The sequence below is a fragment of the Chitinophaga sancti genome (assembly GCF_034424315.1).
Taxonomy (GTDB): domain Bacteria; phylum Bacteroidota; class Bacteroidia; order Chitinophagales; family Chitinophagaceae; genus Chitinophaga; species Chitinophaga sancti.
The window spans coordinates 3039278-3059846 of record NZ_CP139972.1 but is presented as its reverse complement, the minus strand read 5'-3'; the positions used below and the strand labels follow the sequence as shown (position 1 = coordinate 3059846).

14 protein-coding genes are annotated in these 20569 nt (G+C 41.3%); 13 read left to right on the top strand and 1 reads right to left on the bottom strand.

The window, feature by feature from the left end; all coding sequences use genetic code 11:
* Nucleotides 1–3: 3 nt before the first annotated feature.
* The 7 genes from U0033_RS11760 (at nt 4) to U0033_RS11730 (ending at nt 12128) form a co-directional block, all read left to right on the top strand.
* A complete protein-coding gene (locus U0033_RS11760; RefSeq protein WP_072361464.1) occupies nt 4–2391 on the top strand; it encodes a TonB-dependent receptor domain-containing protein in 2388 nt (795 codons plus the stop codon).
* The gene (locus U0033_RS11755) at nt 2357–2917 is read left to right on the top strand and encodes a GIN domain-containing protein (protein WP_322518497.1); all 561 of its coding nucleotides are present in this window, start codon (nt 2357–2359) and stop codon (nt 2915–2917) included. The genes U0033_RS11760 and U0033_RS11755 overlap by 35 nt, the downstream gene beginning before the upstream one ends.
* A 70-nt stretch (nt 2918–2987) precedes the next feature.
* A complete protein-coding gene (locus U0033_RS11750) occupies nt 2988–4631 on the top strand; it encodes an ATP-binding cassette domain-containing protein (protein ID WP_072361470.1) in 1644 nt (547 codons plus the stop codon).
* A gap of 22 nt (nt 4632–4653) precedes the next feature.
* Nucleotides 4654–9039, top strand: a complete 4386-nt coding sequence (locus U0033_RS11745; RefSeq protein ID WP_072361552.1) for a non-ribosomal peptide synthetase — start codon at nt 4654–4656, stop codon at nt 9037–9039.
* Between the two features lie 4 nt (nt 9040–9043).
* Complete coding sequence (locus U0033_RS11740; RefSeq protein WP_143150729.1) at nt 9044–10993, top strand: alpha/beta fold hydrolase; 1950 nt, start codon at nt 9044–9046, stop codon at nt 10991–10993.
* A gap of 12 nt (nt 10994–11005) precedes the next feature.
* Nucleotides 11006–11203, top strand: coding sequence for a hypothetical protein (locus tag U0033_RS11735; RefSeq protein WP_072361476.1), 198 nt, complete (start codon nt 11006–11008; stop codon nt 11201–11203).
* Between the two features lies 1 nt (nt 11204).
* On the top strand, nt 11205–12128 hold the full coding sequence (locus tag U0033_RS11730) for a glycosyltransferase family 9 protein (protein WP_072361479.1): 924 nt from the start codon (nt 11205–11207) through the stop codon (nt 12126–12128).
* 140 nt (nt 12129–12268) lie between these two features.
* Here U0033_RS11730 and U0033_RS11725 read toward each other — a convergent pair whose 3' ends face one another.
* Nucleotides 12269–13693 carry a glycosyltransferase family protein gene (locus U0033_RS11725; protein ID WP_072361481.1) on the bottom strand — a complete coding sequence of 475 codons (1425 nt, stop codon included), beginning with the start codon at nt 13691–13693 and terminating at the stop codon, nt 12269–12271.
* 536 nt (nt 13694–14229) lie between these two features.
* Between U0033_RS11725 and U0033_RS11720 the strand changes: the two genes are divergently transcribed.
* The 6 genes from U0033_RS11720 to U0033_RS11695 are packed head-to-tail and all read left to right on the top strand — an operon-like array spanning nt 14230 to nt 20495.
* Nucleotides 14230–15507, top strand: coding sequence for a hypothetical protein (locus tag U0033_RS11720; RefSeq protein WP_072361555.1), 1278 nt, complete (start codon nt 14230–14232; stop codon nt 15505–15507).
* A gap of 16 nt (nt 15508–15523) precedes the next feature.
* Nucleotides 15524–15832, top strand: coding sequence for a hypothetical protein (locus tag U0033_RS11715; RefSeq protein WP_072361484.1), 309 nt, complete (start codon nt 15524–15526; stop codon nt 15830–15832).
* 51 nt (nt 15833–15883) lie between these two features.
* Nucleotides 15884–16429 carry a TlpA family protein disulfide reductase gene (locus tag U0033_RS11710; protein WP_072361487.1) on the top strand — a complete coding sequence of 182 codons (546 nt, stop codon included), beginning with the start codon at nt 15884–15886 and terminating at the stop codon, nt 16427–16429.
* Nucleotides 16407–17516 (top strand): hypothetical protein, encoded by a 1110-nt coding sequence (locus U0033_RS11705; protein WP_072361490.1) that lies wholly within the window; start codon nt 16407–16409, stop codon nt 17514–17516. The genes U0033_RS11710 and U0033_RS11705 overlap by 23 nt, the downstream gene beginning before the upstream one ends.
* Before the next feature lie 16 nt (nt 17517–17532).
* The gene (locus U0033_RS11700) at nt 17533–18087 is read left to right on the top strand and encodes a hypothetical protein (protein ID WP_072361492.1); all 555 of its coding nucleotides are present in this window, start codon (nt 17533–17535) and stop codon (nt 18085–18087) included.
* A 14-nt stretch (nt 18088–18101) separates the two neighbouring features.
* Nucleotides 18102–20495 (top strand): ABC transporter permease, encoded by a 2394-nt coding sequence (locus U0033_RS11695; protein WP_072361495.1) that lies wholly within the window; start codon nt 18102–18104, stop codon nt 20493–20495.
* Nucleotides 20496–20569: the final 74 nt, after the last annotated feature.

The window sequence follows — 20569 nt, the reverse complement described above, 5'->3', positions numbered from 1 at the left end:
TTAATGCAGAAGACCCTTTCCCTCTTATTATTGCTGATCAGTTTCAGAATGTACGCCCAGCAGTCCGGTGCAGTTACAGGTAAAGTTTTAGACACAAAGACCCAGGCACCAGTGCCGTATGCTTCTATTGGGCTGCGGGATACTTCCATGAAAGTCATCTCCGGAGTAATTACTAATGAGAAAGGGGATTTTGAAATAAATGAAATTCCGGCCGGTCATTACAAGTTACAGGTCCAATATGTTGGTTACCGTTTATTTGAAAAGGATATCATGATCACTCCTGAGAAGGCGAAGCAACATCTGGGCAATCTGCTGCTGGAGCGAAATATCACAGACCTGAATGAGCATGTAGTTACCGGCGAGAAATCGCAGGTGATGCTGCAATTGGATAAAAAGGTCTTCCTGGTAGGGAAGGATATCCTTTCCCAAAGCGGCTCCGCTATAGATATACTGGACAATATACCCTCAGTGACAGTAGATGCAAAGGGTGTAGTGAGTATTCGCGGCAATAGCAATGTCAATGTGCTGGTCAATGGAAAACGTTCAGGGCTTACACTGAATAATGCGCTGGAACAGATCCCCGCCGATAATATTGAAAAGATAGAGCTGATCACTACTCCTTCCGCACAATACGATGCTGAAGGATCGGCCGGAATTATTAATATCGTCCTGAAGAAAAGTAAAGACTCCGGATTTACCGGACAGGTAAGGGTCGTTGGGGGCCACCCGAATGACGAAAGAGTGAATGTGAACCTTAACTACAGAACCGGTAAACTCAACCTCTTTTCCAATATTGGGTATCTCTACGCTGACTATATCGGCTACTACACATCATCGCAGTCAGTGACAGATACTGGTGTGACCACCCTGTTAAACATGGTACAGCACGAAAAAAGGCATGATGATGGGAAAGTATTTTATCTGGGTGGAGACTATTTTATCAATGATAAGAACAGTGTCACACTGGCATTTTTCAGAAATGAGACCCGGGATAGTGATAAAGACAGGCTGGACTATAGTTATGGAGACGCTAACAGCACCGACCTGAAAGATAGTACCCTTGCCAGAAGTGGTACTTCGAAGGAAAACCGGAATTATAATCAGCTTGAGTTCAATTATACACACCATTTTGAGAAAAAGGACCGGAAGCTTACCCTGGATATGCAATATGATTTCTGGAACAGTGACAAAGACTGGCATCTGGATACGAAAAAGACCTACCCTGTAGAAAAAGATTTGTCACCACTCCGCACAAGCTCTGATGGCAGCAGCAAAGATTTTCTGATACAATCCGACTTTGCAAATCCTATAGGCGAGAAATCCAAACTGGACCTGGGTGTCAAGCTGGAGAACAGATCTGTAGTCAGTGATTACAGGGCAGAGACACTGGTCGCCGATCAATGGCTGATCTATGAGGGTATCAATAATGTACTTGATTACGATGAAAGGATCGGCAGTGCCTATGCACAGTTCCAGTCCAAAGCAGGCAAATTCAGCTATATGGCGGGCCTGCGTGCGGAGTTTACCCACATTGAGATTAGTGACCATGATAATACTTACAATAACAGGAAAGATTATAATAAGCTTTTCCCTTCACTGGGAGTGAGCTATCTGCTGAAAGAGAGCACTACCTTACAGCTAAATTTTAGCCGGCGGATCAGCCGCCCTTCTTTACAGTTATTGTATCCTTTTGTGGAGCTGACGAATTTCAATTCCCAGTATATCGGCAATCCGGAGATGGATCCGGCCTATTCAAATGTGGTGCAGTTAAACCTCTTACAGCACTGGTCTAAGATTACCTTTCATCCATCTATATATTTTCAGCAAACGAAAGACTTCATATTCTTCTATACATCCCGGAATGACAACGCCAGCTTTATCACCATGCCTGTAAACCTGGATAAGGAAACCCGCTATGGCGTAGAGCTGTCTGGTACTTATGACCCACTAAAATGGCTTCAATTCACCGCAGAATATAATCTATACGGATTCGAACAGCGGGGGGAATATAACAGATTGAACTTTGACTATTCCAATGTATCCTGGAATACGAGGATAGGCACCCGTGTCAAAATGATCTATGGCTTCACTTTCCAGGGGCGGTATAATCTGGTCAGCCCTCAGAACAATGCACAAAGCCATACCAAATCATTTTACTATGTAGATCTTGGATTGAGCAAGAGCTTCCTGAAAGATAAATGTGTCGTTGTATTTGATGCCACCAATGTATTGAATACAAGAAAGACCCGGGTAACAGTGAAAGGAGACAACTTTGTCTTCAACAGGGTCATTAACAGTAATGCCGCCCGGTATAGACTGAGTGTAGTATATCGTTTTAACCAAAATAGTAACCAAAGTGAAAGAAAAGAAAAAGCTACCAACCGTAACTAACATTATCATTGTAATGTTATGCATCGCAGGGCTGTTGCCTGCGAAAATGGGATTTGCCCAGCAAACAGCACAACCCTTAACCGGATTTCATTCTCTGGAAGTAAGTGGCCTTGCCAAAGTATATATTAAACAGGGAAATGAAGAAAAGGCAACCCTGAAGATAGCCGGAATTCCTGCTAGTGATGTGATCGTGGCGGTGAAAGATAGCATACTGAAGATAACCACCAAAGGTACCCATAATGGAGAAACCGTGAATGTGTATGTGAGCTATCGTCATCTGAAAAAAATTCAGGTGGGTAATGCCGCTGAATTGCATGCCGGGAACACGCTGAAAGCTACGCATCTGGATGTGACGGTAAGCGGTAATGCCGCTGCTACACTGGATGTAGATGTGACCACGCTCGATATTACTACAAAAGACGCTGCAGACCTGAAGATCAGTGGTAAGACGGATACCCAGACCATCCATTCTACAGCTCCTAAAGGCTCCCTTGACAACAGTGCCCTGCATGTTATAAAATCATAAAATTTATCGCCCTGTTTGTTAACCACACTTTAGTTTTATCTCCACGGCATTTACACGTAATATTTTATTTATGTTCAAACCTGATTGGAAACAGATCCTCTTCCTCTGCCTCATTTCCATTCCCAATTCCCTTTTCACCTTTGGGATATTGTTTATCATTAATAGTATTGTTACAGGCAAAAATATTTTCATTTCAGCTGATCTGGATAAGCTCTTCTTCGTCATTATAGCCCTTTCATTTGGGCTCAACCTGTTTTTCCAACGGAAGATAGTGGGCTTTACTTTCAATTTGATCTATGAGAATGAGATCAGGATTTTTCAGTCTCTTCGCCAGACTAGTCTCAAACAATTGGAGACCATTGGTCCGGAGCGGATCTATGGTATTGTAGAAGATGTAAGGTTGTTTGCCTACATGCCGGGATTTCTGTCGGCCACGCTGAGTGCGCTGATGTCATTGATCATCTGCCTGACCTATTATTTTATCCTTTCTGTAAAAGCGGCGCTGGTAGTGATATTGCTAATTGGCTTTCTTGTGCTGTTGTATGTCTTTATCAACAAGCGGCTCTTTCAAAGGGTCTTGTCCCTGCGGTCCATGAATGATGCGTATTTCAAAGTCGTGGATGACGCTATTAAAGGCTTCAAGGAGCTTAAGATGAATACCATAAAAAGCCATAACCTGTTTGAGCACTTTCTGGGACGCAACAGGCGGGAAGTGAGAGATCTGGAGACGGGCATCGGGAACCGCTATCTTGCCTTAAATCTCTTTAGCCAATATGGACTTTATCTTATGATGGGCATTATCCTCTTCATATTACCGGCAGTACATTTATTGCAACAAAAAGAGGTCATTCCCTTTGTGGTGCTCCTGCTGTTTATTATTGGGCCTGTCTCTACACTTTTGGGCTTACAAAATTATTATACCCGTGCCTTTGTGGCCAACGGGCGTATTGCTACATTCCTGGAAGAAATGAAAAACCTTCCCCTGAATGAAATTGTACATGAGCCCCTGACTGCATTGAGTGAGGTCAGTGCTTTACGGTTTGAAAATATTACTTATCATTATGAGTCCAGGATAGGGGATAGCACTTTTCACCTGGGACCTGTTGATCTCAATATCACAAAAGGAGAAACCATTTTCATCATTGGCGGGAATGGCAGTGGGAAGAGTACTTTCATCAATTGCCTGACAGGACTCTATAAACCTACCGGCGGCCGAATCTTCCTGAATGATCAGGAAGTAGGGAATGATGACCAATACTACAGGAATCATATGACCGCCATATTTACGGATAATCATTTATTTTCCCGAAACTATGACAACTATTCCCTTGAGGGGAATAAAAAATACGAGCGGCTGTTGAAAGTGATGAAGCTGGATAATGTAGTGGCCGATGACCGGGAGGAATCAGCCAGGAGGAAGTTTTCAAAAGGCCAGAGTAAACGTATGGCGATGATCTTCGCACTGATGGAAGATGCCCCTGTGCTGGTGCTGGATGAATGGGCTGCAGATCAGGACCCATATTTCAGAAAATACTTTTACGAGAAATTATTACCCGAATTAAAGAAACAGGGTAAGACGATCATAGCTGTTACACATGATGATGCCTATTTCAAATATGCTGATCGGGTGATCAAATTTGATTATGGAAAGATCGTCCGGGATATACAGGTAAATGAAAAGCCGCTGGAAACGGAAACCCTGTGGGAATTATAACGTATTAAACCCTGTGACCCCCATGAAACTGACCTTACCACAACAGGATATTTATTATGAGCAATTAATGTATCCTGGTTTGCCTATCTATAATATTGGTGCTAAAATCGAGATCCGTGGTCCACTTCAGCCAGATGCCATGCGGGAGGCGTATGAATGCCTGATAGCACAGCATGACTCCTTTCGGGGTATTGTTATAACGACCGACAATAACGAACCTGCTTTCCAAATACAGGAAAAGAATGAGGCTGTACTGGGCTTTGTGGATTTCTCCCTTTCTGATGATGCATACGTTGCCGCCAATACCTACATGCAGCGGGAATTTAAAAAGCCTTTTGACCTGACGGCTGGTCGAATGCTGCATACATTCTGCCTGGTAAAAGTAGCGGATGATTTTCATTACCTGTTTTCCGTTTATCATCACCTGATAACGGATGGATGGGGCACTTCCCTTATGTTCCAGCGCCTGGTAAAGAACTATAATGAGATCCTTGCTACAGGACATGTGCAGAGCGAATATCCTTTTACATACAGGAACTACGTGGACGATGATGCGATATATCAGGAAAGCCCGACAATGGTATCAGACAAAGAGTACTGGATGGAGCGGTTCCGCGCATTAGGGGAGACATTCATTCCCCGCCTGAACAGAGCCGCTTATCTACCTGAAAGCAGGCGACAGGAATGGATGGTGCCCCGGGCTACTTATGATAAAATGAATGGACTGGCCAAAGCATGGGGCGTATCTGCTTTTCATATTATCATGGGTGTATTATATACTTACTTCGGACGATATTACAACTGTGATGATCTTGCTATAGGTTTACCTGTTTTAAACAGGGATAAAGCCATTCATAAAAAGACAGTAGGCCTCTTTATGGGAGTGTCACCGCTAAGGATGCATCTGAATTGGGAGGATAGCTTCCGCCAGCTGGCAATAGCTATTAAAGATCAGCTTCGCCAGGATTACCGCCATCAGCGATTCCCTTTGGGAAGGCTGATCAGAGAGCTGCACCTCCGGCAGGAGCGGGAGCGGCTGTTTAATATCACACTGTCTTATGAACGGCATGATTATGCCGATGCATTTCAGGATACAATTACGCAGGTACTTCCACTCACGCATGAAGCCGAAAGGGTAGCACTGGCGGTGTATATACGGGAGTTTGATCAGCACAGGGATGTGAAGTTTGATTTTGATTATAGTCTGAATTATTTCAATGAAGCGTCCATCCGTCAGCTGATCTCGCATGTAGCGATGCTGTTTGATGAAGTGTTGCAGGCGCCGGAAAAACAATTAAAGACGCTCAGCTTATTATCTCCGGCAGAAGAAGAGCAGGTATTGTATCGCTTTAATAAGACGGATAAGTCGTTTTTCGAAGCAAATACATTACTGGATATGATAGATGCTCATGCCACAGCCTATCCGGATAAGATCGCCATACAAGACGGGTATACCAGTTATTCATATAAAGAGATGCAGGACTTTTCTGGCGGGATAGCAGGGGTGTTACAAAGCGAAGAAGCAGGTCCCGTAGCGGTGATCATGGAAAGATCAGCCCTATTGCCAATAGTACTGCTGGGTATAATGAAAGCCGGAAGACCTTATATTCCACTGGATCCTTCATTCCCTCAGGCAAGGTTGGCACATATCATTGAGAACAGCCAGGCAAAAGTGATTATTGGGGAAGGAGGAATATCGCCAGATGCATTGCTTCAGGTAGCCCGGAATACCGTGCCATACAAAGATGAACTGTTGGGGCCTGAGCATGCGGCTTATATTATCTATACTTCCGGCTCCACAGGTACGCCGAAAGGAGTAGAGATCGGACACCGCTCCCTGCTTAACTTTTTGAGGAGTATGCAGGTACAGCCAGGGCTGCATGCTGAAGATCTCTTATTTAGTGTTACGACCTATTCATTTGATATTTCTCTATTAGAGTTTTTTCTTCCATTGATCACTGGGGCCACCGTATACATTGCAGATAAATGGGTCTTGTCTGATCCGGGGCACCTTATCACTGAGCTCGAGAAGGTACAGCCGACTATTATGCAGGCTACGCCTGGCTTTTATCAGCTGCTCCTCAATGCGGGCTGGCAGGGAGCCCAAAGGTTAAAACTGCTTTGTGGAGGAGATTTGCTGAGTGTAGCACTGGCTGAAAAGCTGTTGAATGCAGGTAAGGAGCTTTGGAATATGTATGGCCCTACTGAGACAACGATCTGGTCTTCCCTGAAGCAGGTGATTAGTGGGGAAGATGCCCGCAATATTGGTAAGCCTATTGATAACACCCGGTTTTATGTCCTGGATCGATGGATGAATCCTTTGCCTGTAGGAGCTATTGGCAACCTGTATATTGGAGGTGCAGGTTTGGCACATGGATATTACCGTAATCCCACACTGACTGCAGCACGTTTTGTTCCTGATCCATTTCAACCCGGAGCGAGAATGTATGATACAGGAGATGTAGGGCAGTGGAATGAAAAGGGAGAAATCCTGTTTTTAGGAAGAAAAGACAGCCAGGTGAAAATCAGAGGTTTTCGGATTGAGCTGGGCGAGATTGAGAAAACGATCATGCTGCTCGAGGAAGTAGATGAAGCCTGTGTGGTGGCTAAAAAAACGGATGATCAGGGCGCTTTCCTGATTGCTTTTGTAAAGGCGGCTGCAGGCATTCCTGCGCATTTAATAGCGCACCTGAGAGCTACTTTACCGGATTATATGATCCCGGGAGTCGTAGTGCCGGTAAGTGAGCTTCCCCTGACACCAAATAAAAAAGTAGATCGGACAAGTTTATCGCAGCGGGATATTACAGCTTTCATCAGCCATCGTGGGGATGTAATACCGCCGACCACTCCTGTTGAGAAGGATTTAGCCCGGTTATGGGAAGAGAATTTACAGGTAGCCGTTACGGATGTGAGGAGTGATTTCTTTTCGTTGGGAGGACATTCTATTAAGGCAGCTCAATTAGTAAATACTATCCGTCAGCATTTCAGCGTGCCCATTGCTATCAGGGATATTTTTGACCATTCCAATATACGGGCACAGGCGGCTATTATTGCCAGTGCACGCAAAGATCAGTATCCCCTTATTCCGCTGGCACCTCAGCAAGCCGTGTACCCAATCACCCCTGCCCAGCATATGATCTGGCTGGCTAGTCAGCAGGAGGCATCGAATGTGGCTTATAATATGAGTGCTGTATTTGATATGACAGGGGCTATTAATATACAGGTACTGGAGACTGCTTTTACGCTCGTCATCCAGCGGCATGAAGTGCTTCGGAGCAATTTCAGGGAGCTGCAGGGCATGCCTGTGCAGGTAGTGCAGGCACCTGATAAATATCATTTTCGTCTACAACAATCAGATGCAGCATTAGCAACTGCATTTGATATTGAAAATGAGCTATTGCTGAAAGGTTGGCTGGTTGATAATAATGGAATACAGCAACTGATCTTCCTGACACATCACCTGATCATGGATGGACCCGGCTTCGGCATTTTGATCAGGGAAGTGGCGGAAGTATATAATAGTCAACTGCAGGGCAAAGCTCCCCTTTTATCACCGGTACGCATACAATATAAAGACTATGCTGTCTGGATTCGTCAGCAGTTGGAGGAAGAGGCACTGCATATGAGCAGGGATTACTGGATCCAACAGCTGGGAGATTTTCAGCCTGTTCAGACATTTGAGTGGGATGGGGATACACCTTCTTATAAAGGTGGTTTGCTACGCTTCGATCTTAATGATGAGCATACATCTGCCATCCGACGGCTGGCCAACCGGATGGGGATTACTATCAATCAATTTCTCCTGGCTTCAGTACAGGCGCTGGTCTTCCGTCTCACCAGCCAACAGGATGTCTGTATAGGGATGCCGGTAGGAGGGAGATCACATCCGGAGCTGCAGGAGCTGTTAGGCATGTTTGCAAACACGGTGGTCCTGAGGGGAAAATATAACAAAGCTGTCACTTTTGAAGATGTTTGTATGAAAGCCAGGGAGCAGGTATTGCATGCATTACAGCACCATGATTTTCCCCTGAGTGAAATAATGAAAGCCCTGCACATACAACATATGCCTTTTGATATGATGGTGGCCTTTCAGGATCCGGGCATCGACCTGGGGCACATCCATGCATTTGATGGATTTTCTCTGGAAGAGCACCCCGTATCATATACGCGGAGCAGACTACCACTTGCCCTCAATTTCTTTGATAAGGGGGATGTGATTGCCTTTGAAACAATTTACGATACAGGTATTTATGAAGCCCCAACAATTCTGCTCATTATGGAGCGATATCAAAGATTGCTACAGGGATTAGTAGCTACACCGGATAAAGCTATTATGGAACAGGACATTGCATTAGACATTGAAAAGTCCATGAAGCCTGATAACCTAAACATTGAATTTCATTTCTGATACCATGAAAACAAGAAAACTGCATTTTGCCTGCTTACTGTTCATGCTGTTCCTACAGCTATCGCTTGTAAAGGGACAGTCATTAAATGAACAGCCATTTACACTGGAAAAATCCTCTAACTACTCTGGAATGGATATCCAGGATAAGGAAATTCAATGGGGGCATTTAACTGTTCCCGAAAACTGGAAAAACCCGCAGGGGAATAAGATCAGTCTGGCCGTGGTCATCATAAAAAGCCGGAACAAACAAGCCAGGGGAGCGGTGGTGTTTCTTCCCGGGGGCCCCGGTGGAAACGCCCTGAAGGGAATGAAACGATGGCTCAATCATCCATTGCGGGAAGACAAAGATATTGTATTGATGGACCCCAGAGGTACAGGATTCTCCCAGCCACAGTTATGCCCTGATCTGAGCAAGTCTTACATGGGAATCCTGGCCGATGATGATGACAACAATAGAGAAGTGGAGGATCGTGTGAAAGTAACGCTGGCTTGCAGGGATGAGCTGCTTAAAAAACATATCGACGTGAGTGCATATAATAGCACCAGTGTAGCGCAGGATCTCCATGCATTAAAAGCAGCACTTGGCTATACATCCTGGAGTGTATATGGGGTATCCTACGGCACCCGTATGGGATTTGAATACCTGAGAGATTTCCCTTCCGATATTGAACGCCTGATCCTTGATTCTCCGGTGCTGCCATATGCTGGCTTATATGATAATAACACCAGCAATTATATGCGCTCACTGGGTTTACTCTTTGAACGTGCTGGTCAGGATGAACAATGCAGGAAGGAGTATGGAGATATTTCAAGCCTTTTCTATAGTACGATCGATGCCTTGCAGAAGGATCCTATTACAGTGCAGGTTCCCAGTAATATTGTTCCGGGAGGAAAATTCACGCTGAATGCGCAGGACTTTATGGTAGCCGTTCAGCAGGGATTATATGACAGGAAATTTATTGAGGTATTGCCGGCGCTGATACAACAGTTCAATCAGAGGAATAAGAATTTGGTAACGGCCCTTGTTACATCTATGAAGGGAAGATTGAATCTGGATTATGGCACTTATTATTGTGTGCTTTGTAACGAAACTTTACCTGTCAATTCTTTATCTGAATACAAGTCGGATGCTGCCAGGTACAAGGGATTGGTGGCTGATGGACTACCTTTTTACAAAGGAGATTATTATATCTGTGATAAATGGGGCACACATGATAGTACAGTGATCGCTGATACACTGGGGGCACCATTACATTTATCTACGAATGTTCCGACGCTGATCCTCTCTGGTCAGTTTGATCCTGTGACACCGCCGGCCAATGGAAAGGTACTGGAAAAGGTGATCCCTGGTAGTAAGGCCGTGGTGATACCTGATCAGGGACATGCGCCCGGATCTTCGAAAGCAGGTACCGATATGATTGTAGCCTTTTTGAACAATACTATAGTATTGCCGGTGGTCAGCAAGCAGGAACCGTTGTCCTTTGCTACCCATATCAGGATCAATGGAGGTATTTACAAATTGGCGATGCTGTTGAACCAGCCGGTGTGGAGCAGCTGGTTACCCATTGTACTTGTGCTGGTGTTATCGCTGGTATATCTGATCGTCAGGCTGATTATCTTCCTGATCCGCCCGAAAAAAAGCAGTGGCGTGTTGTCTGTTCGGCTGGCAATAGCTATCACAGCTATACTGGTACTGTTCACCTTCATTGGCCTTACAAATGCTATCAACACGGTGGCAGCGAGGAATTTCTATATCCTGGTTTTAGGATTACCTGAGCGGTTTGCCTATCTCTTTACAATGCCTTACCTGGTAGTATTGGGGGCGCTGGTTTCGGCCATTGTACTGATATTGAAAAGACAGCATATAAGTGGCAGGGAAAAAGCTTTCTCCTGGGTGGCTGTAGCGGGATTTGTGGTGGTAAGTGTTTACTTCTTCTCCTGGGGTTTATTCTAATAATATCAATTTATGAAGGAAGCAGCAGTAATACAGGCCCGGGTTGCCGAGCTAAAGACAAACCTTCTGATCATTGAGCAAAGAACAGAAGAAGAGCTGAAGAAGCATTTCAGAAAAAGAGATAAACGTTTGTTGCACTTTTTGCATAAAGAGAAAAGCGTATGGGAATATGCCATACAGCAATTGGATTGGGTATTAAATCAACAATAACATGGCCGGAAAAGTATTTCGTATTATATTATTTGGAGGGCTGGGAGATGCATTATTGAGCACACCTGCTTTCAGGGCGCTGAAAAAAGAATATCCTGGTTGCAGGATCGTGCTGTTCTGTTTTAATAACCGTCAGAAAACAATATTTAAAAATAACCCCCACATAGACCGGGTAACCAGGACTTCCTTTCTACGGAATCCAGTTTCCTTTATCCGTTATTATATGAAGTGGGCCAAATTCCATGATGATTTTTATGCAGGGCTGATGCCTACCTTGTTTGGTAATAAAAATTCGAAGGAGCTGATCGCTGATCTGCTGGGGGTGCCTTTGAAGGATGATAAGATTGAAGTATTCTTTTCACCGGAGGAGGAAAAAAAGGCAAGGAATGTGATGGCGCAGTATAAGAATCCTATCGTCATGCATATTACTTCTCAAACATCGAAGAATCAGGAATGGGAGCTGGAAAGCTGGGAGGCGCTGGTGGAACAGATGCCGGAGTATACTTTTATTCAGCTGGGAATAGAAAGTGAGGCAAGGGTAAAGAATGCTGTTGATCTGAGAGGGAAGGTTTCTTTCAGAGATACGCTGGCGCTCATTAAATATTCCCGAAGCTTTGTGGGTGTAAACTCTTCTTTTTCTCATGCGACTAATGCTTTTGATATTCCCGGCGTCGTGTTGTTCGGCCCTTCGCAGCCTACTATCTGGGGGCATGATAATAATATTAATATTTACAAGCCTTTGCGTTGTTCTCCCTGTCTGGACCTGATATTCAGGGCGCCATGCCCTTATGGGAAGCCCTGTATGAAAAGTATTACGGTGGAAGAAGTGAAGACGGCCCTCTTACAGCAATTGCAGGCGCAGCCTGCTGAATATGCACTTGCTGAGATGATCAATGATTTAGAATTAAAGAACTTGTTTGATTAGTTTTCGACATCAAAATATCCGTTTAGATGGGGATAACGATTAATTAGATTTACCTTTATCTCTTCATTATTCAAACTCGGGAAAATAATCATCTGGTTCTTTGAATGCAATTGTTGTGAGAAGCGGATTTTAAAGTAAAACTATTCCTTCATCAATAATACATAACCATCATCGTTAAATAGTTTTCCATAATATGCCTTTTTAATTGTGCTTATCCAATTATAATTCCCTGCTTTCACGACCTTTAAATGTAGCCTTTCTATATGCCTTATTAACCCGGTATCTTTAATTACCCTGTATCGAATAATCAAACCATCAGCCCTGTTAAAATCCTCATCTTTTAAATTTGAATAAGAAGCTAAAGTTGTAAAATGTAGTGCCGGAATATCATAGAAAGACTGTGTCAGAAAATTATAAGGCTGAAAGGGATTATCTCCCTCTAAGAAATATATTCTGGCAGAGCGGTCCATATGCGTATAAATATATCTCGTCATAGCAATTCTTCCTTCCGATGGCTTGTAACATATAATAGTTATCAAAGCAATGATATTGATAGCTGATAACCCCCAAAACACTATACGGGTAATCATTATTCGCTGCAGAGAATAAAATGCAGTCAATATGAGGAATGGTAAGAAGTTAGCTATTGGAAATAAGAACCGTACTTCCTTGTGCATGATAATGAAATGTACAAGTGATAAGGGAATAATACACCATAATAATAATGAAGCTGGTTTCCTGTAGGCAACAATCATCACTGCAATATAAATGAGGATGCCTACAGGCCATATACATGCAATGATAGTTTCAGCTAAAAATGCAGACCAGCTCATTGTTCCAAATTGTGACGCTACATTCCGAACTATATTTATGTTAAAATAATTAATGGCAGTAAGCGTAAAGCTATCATAGAAGAGATAATCCAGCCAAACACCTGTTAATAGTATACCGGCAAATGAAACACCAATAATCAATAATTTTTTCGCCTGCCACTTCCCGATAAAAAACAGCCACGAAAATAATCCTGCAAACATGATCCCAGCCTGAAAACGCGCAAGAAAAGCAAACCCACACAATATACCTACAATAGCAGCCGCGCCTTTGTCTTCATATATATAACTTACAGCCCAAAGAAATAACAGCCCACTCCATGTCTCTGCACTAAACCTTACATTAATAAATGGCAGGAACCATAAAAAATAAGATAATAACTGATAAACGAGTAGTACATGAACGGGTAATAGTTTGGAGGTGGCCCTGAAAAAGCGATCGATAGCGAATATAGCAAGTGCAGTAGTCAACAATCTTAAGATAAGCGTTACTGTATATGGGTTAGCTACAATTTTCATTATCATAAAGGCTATCCATGGCATAAATGAAGAACGGATGGCCTCGTTAAATTCCCAGGGTAACTGGAACTCCTCAACATGGCCTAATTTATAAGCAGCAAATTCTAAGATTTGAAAATGCTCATCAGGATGATAATACCCTTCCGAAAAAACAGCTGCAATAGCATATACAAAGATGGCAAATAGGGTGACTATTTTATAAGACATGTCTTTCATGGAGGATATAATTGGCAGGTTAATTAATCAGCAGATTAAAAGTTTGAGTAATGTTAAAATAGAATAAAAATTATTCAAATATTGGTATACCTCGAAATTTAATTTATATTTGATTCAGCTAGGGTAATATTCTATTTGATCAATCAGTTTGTGTATTTAACCAATAGGCTATTGCTATGTAACCTTTTAAACCCGATCCTTTCCAAAGTTAGAAGTTCACTTTTATTCAGTCGTGCCTAAGAATCTTGTTATCAGGTTTGTTGATTAATCTCACTCAGTGGGATTTGTAAGTTAGTTTCTACAACAGATTAATTTCAACATATTTAACCCATATCCGGTTCAGGAAAAATGAGCCGGAAAGTGCGTATGCATTGATGAAAGACAATGCTACATGTAAAAGGAAGGTATTTTGCTTAATTACCATTAAAACATACTTAATATTTCATTTACTATTTATGTTTCCACTTTTGAATCGAATGAATAATTCAGCCAAAAGTAAATTTACTCCACAGCTGGGTTCAGGCGACCGTATCCAAATGAAGACGATAAATCTAGTTGTTATTGCCTTTTTGATTACATGTTGTCTTATCACCTACCAGCAGGTTTTTAATAATGATTTTCAGTATAAATGGGATGATCAGTGGGTCGTCATTAACCCGTATACTGAAGAAGGATTGAATCATTATAATCTATGGAATGTATTGACTGAATTTTACCATGGGCAGTATGCACCTGTCAATGAGTTTTTCTATATTTTGTTGTATAGCTTTTTTGGATATGATCCATTTTGGTTTCATACTGCCAGTTTGTTGGTACACATCTCCAACGTGCTATTACTCTACTTTCTGGTACTTAGAATCCAATTGATCAGAAATAAGGAGCAGGCCGGTGTCTGGCGGATTCCATTTATGACGGCATTATTGTTCGCCATTCACCCGTTCCTCGTACAGGCAGTGGCCTGGATGGCGGCATCAAAGATAATTATATATACTTTATTCTATTTGATAGCGCTGCATTTTTACATTACTTACATCACTACAGGGAAATATCGATACTATTTATTGGTCATCCTGTTTTTTATTGTCTCCTTTGGTGCGAAGGAACAGGCTGTTACCTTGCCTGTATGTCTCATCATGTTTGATTATTTCTTACAACGTAATATGCATAAAAGGAGTGTCTGGCTTGAGAAAATTCCACTCTTTCTGCTATCCATATTTTTTGGTATTCTTTCAATAATATCACAAGACAGGACAGCGAATATTGATGGTCAGAAAATTTATCCCTTTTATCAAAGGATAATACTGGCTTCCTATACACTGATCGAATACCTGACCAAGTGCTTGTTACCGTTTAAATTATCCTATTTATACGTCTTTCCCAATAATCCTGGAGAGCCATTACAGCTGCGATTCTGGATATATCCAATTATATTACTCGTAATGGGATATTGTCTGTATCGTTATTATAAACAGCTAGGAATACTGCTTGCCGGTTTCATTTTTTTCCTCATACATATCGGTATTGTGTTGAATTTATTTTCCCTGAAAAGGTTTGAATTAGTCGCAGATCGTTATGCCTATTTAGCCGCCGCAGGCGTCTTTTTCTCACTTGCCTGGTTGTTTGAACAACTCATTTTAAAAAAGGTAAAACTAAGGAAGTTATATGCCGCAATGATAATCGTGTATTGTTTCGGGCTAGGTATCTATGCATACGAACGGACATTCGTATGGCATGATTCAGATACCCTGAAAGCAGAACTGCGGTATTTGCTGGATAAAGAAAGAGCTCACTTTTTAAATAAATCCGATTATTAACTTCAAACCTCAAACAATGACAAAACAAAAATTGGTAAAAGCAATTGGTATCGCAACCTTTGTATTTGCACTTGGATTTAACATCCAGTATGCATTCGCAAATTATGACATCGCTTTAAGCAAAAACGGAAACGTTTTGGGCATTCTGGCCGTTACTGCTACAGGTACCACTGGTACCACAACAGATACAAGCGGAGATACGAGCGGTGGAAAAATCTATTGCTATAGTACTTATACCGGAGGCTCTACTACCATTACAAAATGTAATGGATGTACTGAGACAACCGCCGGTACCTATTCAGATCAATCCACTTGTAAAAAGTAATGAACATGAGCCATCCTTAAATAGGGATGGCTCATTATAAAAAAGAAGGAGATGCGGAAAAACTTATTTATTATATACGTCTTGCTACTACAGGTATGTGCATGTAGCAATAACGCTGAAAATAAGAAAGCACTGATGTCCTATCTGAATGACTATAAGGATGTAGTTGGGCATAGGATAAATACCGGGGATTCGCTCACCTTGTATTATACCCCCAATGGCGTACACAGATATGAGGGAACGTATAAAATTGTTTCGTTCATTAATACGAGTTGTGGAACCTGCATCCGGAAAATGGATGAATGGAACAAGTTCCTGTCAGAGAAAAATTTGGATGTCAATCAAATCATTTTTGTAGCCCAGGGGAAACCTGATACGTATTTTCGGGAATTCGTAGATAGTACAAAGCCCGCGTTTTACATATATCTGGATACGAGTGGTTATTACTTATTAAATCGCCATCTTGACAGATATGTTCAGGGAACTTTTTTATTGGATGAAAATGAAAACGTCGTCATGATAGGAGATCCGGTTGGCAACGAAACAATTTATTCATTTTATAATACAATCATCCATGATCAAGTCAAGTCAGAATAAACTCTTGTTAGGCTTAAGTATATTGCTTTGTCAGCTGGCTTGTAAAAGTGATAAGATAAAATATAACAGTATCGTTATAAAAGAAGAGGCGGCAAAAATAGATACCTTAAAAGGACACCCCGTTGCCGGGATCGATAGTGCAGAAATTTCTTCCATTGGTATCATTGATACTGTATTAGTAGTAGTGACACCACATACCGATGCATATCTTAACTTTTATGCGCTCAGTGATCTTAAATTTTTGGGCAAATATGGTACCAGTGGTGATAGTAGCTACCAGTTTATGAACCCAAGGTACGACAACCAGTATTATGTAAAGGATAATGAGACCTATTTCTACCTAACTGACTATAGGAAAAACCTATACCTTAAATTTAATTTAAGAAAAGTGCTGGGAGATACTATTGTAAGACCGGAGTGGACAGTCAGGCTTCCGCCTTATTTAATTTCAGGATATGCATCTTTATTGGGATGGCGTGATAGTCTGATTTATGGTAGTAGCATCAGCTCACGTTATAAAGGCCGGTTTTTTGTTTATGATATAAAAAAGAGAAAAACAAGCTGGATTAAGAATTTTAGTAAAGTAGATAGTGTCGATATCCCTGCAAACGCGGAAGCCTATTACTACTATGCGCAGAATGCGTTGAATATGAAGAAAGGCATTATGGCCTCTGCAATGGCATTGTTTAAGAGAGTTGACTTTTTTATGTTAGACAGTAACAAGATCCAGACATCTATTTTTGAAAGCGCGGCAAAAAGCCCTATACCGGTTGTTAAGCCCGGAAATGAGATGCTACCTTATGCAGAAACAAGAGCGTATTACATAACTACTTATAGCGGTAATAATTATTTCTACGCGTTATGTCTCAATAAGGAATATGCCAATTATTTTCAGGAAAATACGGCTATGGAGTTACATGTATTTTCATGGGATGGGCAGCTGAAGAAAGTTTATTATCTGAATCAGTCGTATCTGGGATTTTTTGCTGTAGATGAAATGAGACATAGATTATATGCGATTAAATACAGGAATGAAAACAAGCCAGCAGTTGTAGTTTATGATTTACCTGCTGATATTAACTATTAACCAATAATACAATGATATGAAGCTAGGAATTGTTATTATAGTAATATTGTCCGTGCTGGATGTTTTTTTTGTAATACGGCTTAAAACCTCTTCTGAACAGATCAAACATTTAAATTTCCTGCTTGCGGCGAAAGAAAGTCAAATCGCAGAAGTTACGGCAAAAGCATCCTATTTAAATGACAACTTGATTATAGGGTACAATAAATTTGCTATTGCTGATAGTGTTATCGGGAATCTTCACTTAATAAAACCACTACTCATTTTAAGGATACATTCAGCTGACTGTAACACTTGTATTGCGCAAAGTCTGAAAGTATTAGAAATGAAAGCCCATGAACTAAAGTATAATGTAGCGGTATTTGCAGATTTTCAATCAATAAATGCGGTTAAGCAGGAATTTTCGGTTACCTTCCCTATCTTTATTGTCGGAAAAAACAAGATAGATATTGATAAGAAAGCGGGCGAAAGTGCGTATTATTTTGTGCTGGAAAAGGATAATCAATTGCATGATGTCTTTATGCCTAAATCCGGTAGAATGAATCTTTTTGAAGAATATTTAGCTGCATTATAATATTATCCACATTTATGGTGAGTATTCTTTTAAACAGGAAAACCTATAATACTACATTCTTTATAAGTATTATCGGATTGGCACTAGGTCTGACCAGTCTAATTGTGATCACCTTGTACCTGAACTATGAACTAAACTATGACGGCTGGTCTCCGGAATTAAAAAACATATATGGTGCAGGTGTATTGGATGAGGTTAATGATAAAGGAGAATGGACTTACTATTGTGATTCAAGAATGGGATTTGCGCTCAGATCCGGCATGCCTGATGTAAAGGCACTTACCATGATTAGCGTTGCAGAAGGGAGAGGACAGATTGGAGTAACTACTGAAAACAATTCATTTCTTGAAAAGGATATGCTTGATTGCGATAGCTCCTTTTTTGATGTATTCCCTTATAAGTTTATTGCCGGTGACCGAAAGACAGCGTTAAAAAATCCTAACACAATAGTAATTTCAGAATCGCTTGCAAAGAAATGGTTTGGTACAAAAGAAGTAGTGGGTAAATCTGTCACTTTAAAACGATGGAACCAGGACAAATCAATATCCTATCAGGTAGACGGGGTAATTGAGTTGCCAGCCAAGCCATCGCAGCTTCGCTTTACAGCTATATATCATTCCAGTGGTGGGAATTTGGATATTCCCCCTACAGATCTGGGAGAAACGATGCCCTGCAGGATCTTTATACGGTTAAATCCCGGTGTAAACACAGAGCGGTTACAAACACTTGCATATGGTATATATGCCAGGGAAATGGGCATGCTATACGATTCAAGGCGGAACCATAACCTAACAGTACGCAACAAAATATTGGCGGGTGGGTTTAGGTTACAATCATTAAAAGATATACATATACATCCCTTGCAGGGTAAAGGAATTATGAATATTGCAGCGCCACTAATAGGACTATCTTTTTTATTATTACTGCTGGCTGTAACGAATTTTACGAACCTTTCCGTTGCCGCATCATTTTACCGTATAAAAAGCATCAGTGTCAAAAAGATATTAGGCGCATCCAGGATTCATCTGATGTTGGAAATATTAGGAGAAGTGGCCATTAAATGTCTTATAGCCCTGCTTTTAGGTTGTTTACTTTCCGTATTGCTATTACCTTTTATCAATGACATCTTTCAGGTATCGATTTCGCTGAAACAAAATATTAATCTGCCCGTTTTTGTATTGCAGCTTCTCGGTGTTTTCATCATGACGTGTATGTTGTCCGCTGTTTATCCATGTTTGTTTTTTACGAATTTTAGCCCCCTTGGGGCTTTCAGGGATGAAAACGGATCAATGAATAAGCGACAGTTTGTTGGTAATTCACTTATTGTACTTCAATTTTCTATCACCGTTGTCTTTATTATTTCCCTGATTGTAATGACGATGCAGATCAGGTATATGCAAAAAAGCGATTTGGGCTTTAGTCCGATGGAGTTGTTACATATTGAATCTCCGGTCAATTCTCGTATGATCAATGAAATAGAACAGTTGCCGGGTGTTAAATATGCGGGTGTCAGTTCTCAAAAGAGCAATCAGGAAGATGATTTTTTATTTGAGACTTCTTATGAAGGACAAATGAAAAAGATGTTCCTTGTTTCTGTTGGTTATCAGACACTTCATGCACTGAATGTTCAGATACTGCAGGGACGATTGTTCTCAAAGGAATATGGACTTGACTCAGAAAATGCAGTCGTATTAAATAAAGCGGCAGCAGACCTTTTGGGGAAAAACATATTGGGGAAAACTATTTACGGAGGAAAAGACCGGTTTCCGCTCACTGTGGTAGGTGTCATTAACGACTTTAAGTATCATGGCTTTGAAAAAAAGGTAAGTCCATCTGCTTACATGATAAATACTCACATCGGTTCATCAGGTACAAGCCATCTGCTTATTAAAATCAATGACCGTGAAAAAATGATGGTGATAGGAAAAATCAAAGGAATATGGGAACGGTATTATCCTGGATACCCACTCAGGTACGATTTTCTGGAAGATGAGTATAACCAGCTGAATGCAGACCATGAGCGGTTGAAGAATATTTATTACATTTTTTCTATAGTTTCACTGTTGCTTGCTCTGATCGGATTATTTGCTTTGACTACTTTTATGATTAGGCAACGACTAAAGGAATTCAGCATCAGAAAAACATTAGGTGCATCTTCTGCAACAATACTTACCATGATTAGCAGGAAGTATCTGCGCTTAGTACTCATTGCCAATTTTCTGGCGTATCCTGTTGTGTTTTTCTGGGCAAATAATTGGTTAGATAATTTTGCTTACAGAATACATATGCCATTTGGAGCTTTTATTGTCACGACAGTACTGTCGTTAATTGCTACAGGTATCACGCTGGCTATTCAGATTGGCAGTATTGCCGGGGTCAATCCGGTTAAACATTTGAAGAGTAATTAGGGCCTTGTTTAAATCAACCGCTCTTGAGGAGAGTGTTCGAAAATGAGCATAAATTTTTGTAAATCGATCGTATT

Bases quoted from the DNA above. Each gene is read 5' to 3' on its own strand.
- U0033_RS11720 (WP_072361555.1), top strand. From the start codon at position 14,230: ATGAAGACGATAAATCTAGTTGTTATTGCCTTTTTGATTACATGTTGT.
- U0033_RS11750 (WP_072361470.1), top strand. From the start codon at position 2,988: ATGTTCAAACCTGATTGGAAACAGATCCTCTTCCTCTGCCTCATTTCC.
- U0033_RS11725 (WP_072361481.1), bottom strand. From the start codon at position 13,693: ATGAAAGACATGTCTTATAAAATAGTCACCCTATTTGCCATCTTTGTA.
- U0033_RS11745 (WP_072361552.1), top strand. From the start codon at position 4,654: ATGAAACTGACCTTACCACAACAGGATATTTATTATGAGCAATTAATG.
- U0033_RS11740 (WP_143150729.1), top strand. From the start codon at position 9,044: ATGAAAACAAGAAAACTGCATTTTGCCTGCTTACTGTTCATGCTGTTC.
- U0033_RS11735 (WP_072361476.1), top strand. From the start codon at position 11,006: ATGAAGGAAGCAGCAGTAATACAGGCCCGGGTTGCCGAGCTAAAGACA.
- U0033_RS11715 (WP_072361484.1), top strand. From the start codon at position 15,524: ATGACAAAACAAAAATTGGTAAAAGCAATTGGTATCGCAACCTTTGTA.
- U0033_RS11705 (WP_072361490.1), top strand. From the start codon at position 16,407: ATGATCAAGTCAAGTCAGAATAAACTCTTGTTAGGCTTAAGTATATTG.
- U0033_RS11730 (WP_072361479.1), top strand. From the start codon at position 11,205: ATGGCCGGAAAAGTATTTCGTATTATATTATTTGGAGGGCTGGGAGAT.
- U0033_RS11760 (WP_072361464.1), top strand. From the start codon at position 4: ATGCAGAAGACCCTTTCCCTCTTATTATTGCTGATCAGTTTCAGAATG.
- U0033_RS11710 (WP_072361487.1), top strand. From the start codon at position 15,884: ATGCGGAAAAACTTATTTATTATATACGTCTTGCTACTACAGGTATGT.
- U0033_RS11695 (WP_072361495.1), top strand. From the start codon at position 18,102: ATGGTGAGTATTCTTTTAAACAGGAAAACCTATAATACTACATTCTTT.
- U0033_RS11700 (WP_072361492.1), top strand. From the start codon at position 17,533: ATGAAGCTAGGAATTGTTATTATAGTAATATTGTCCGTGCTGGATGTT.